Origin of the sequence: Caballeronia sp. INML3B (genome assembly GCF_023631305.1) — a bacterium.
Lineage (GTDB): Bacteria > Pseudomonadota > Gammaproteobacteria > Burkholderiales > Burkholderiaceae > Caballeronia > Caballeronia turbans.
The window spans coordinates 1-1,099 of record NZ_JALQDI010000065.1; the positions used below are offsets into that span (position 1 = coordinate 1).

Below are 1,099 nucleotides of genomic sequence, written 5' to 3' on the forward strand. Positions count from 1 at the left end.
CCGGATAATTCACGTAGACGCTGCCCGCGCGCATTTTCATGGCCACGCGCCGCGCACGTTCCTGATCCTTCGACTGCACATAAGCCGCGAGTCCGTAAGGCGTGTCGTTGGCGATGGCGATCGCGTCTTCCTCATCGCGATACGGCATGATCGCGAGCACCGGGCCGAAGATTTCCTCGCGCGCGATCGTCATCGACGGATGCACGTTCGCGAACACCGTCGGCTTCACGTAATAGCCGCGTTCGAATCCATCGGGACGTCCGGGGCCGCCTGTTACCAATGAAGCGCCCTCTTCGATGCCGATATCGATCAGCCGCTGCACACGCCCGAACTGGACATCGCTGACCACGGGGCCCATCGTCGTCGCCGGATCGCCGGCCGGTCCCACGCGATGCCTGCCGGCCGCACGCAAGGCGATCCCGACTGCCTCGTCATGCCGCGATGCGGGCACGAGCATGCGCGTCGGCGCATTGCACGATTGACCGCTGTTGCTGAAGCATGCGTTCACGCCCGCGGTAACGGCGGCTTCGAGATCGACATCGTCGAGCAGAATGTTCGCCGACTTGCCGCCCAGCTCCTGATGCACGCGCTTCACGGTCGGCGCGGCGAGTTTCGCGATCTCGATGCCCGCGCGCGTCGATCCGGTGAACGACACCATATCGACATCGGGATGCGCGCTCAGCGCCGCGCCGACGCTCGGGCCGTCGCCGTTCACGAGATTGAACACGCCTTTGGGCACGCCTGCCGCATGCATGATTTCCGCGAACAGCACCGCGTTCATCGGCGACACTTCGCTGGGCTTCAGCACCACCGTGCAGCCCGCCGCGAGCGCGGGCGCGACCTTGCACACGATCTGATTGATCGGCCAGTTCCACGGCGTGATGAGCGCGGCCACGCCCACCGGTTCGTGATTGATCAGTGTCGTGCCCTTCTTGCGTTGCCACGGGAAGTGCTCGACCGTGCGCAGCGTTTCCTCGATATGCCGCTTGCCGAGCCCGGCTTGCCAGGCGTGCGCGAGCTTCGCCGGCGCGCCGATCTCGCGCGAGATGACTTGGGCCATCTCGTCGTAACGCGCGAGATACGCTTCGAGCAGACGCTG

1 protein-coding gene is annotated in these 1,099 nt (G+C 65.2%); it reads right to left on the bottom strand.

The genetic code is table 11. The features are described from left to right. Positions 1–1,099, bottom strand: a 1,099-nt coding sequence (locus NCS58_RS27780) for an aldehyde dehydrogenase family protein (RefSeq protein ID WP_250538919.1), incomplete at both ends; no start/stop codon positions are given.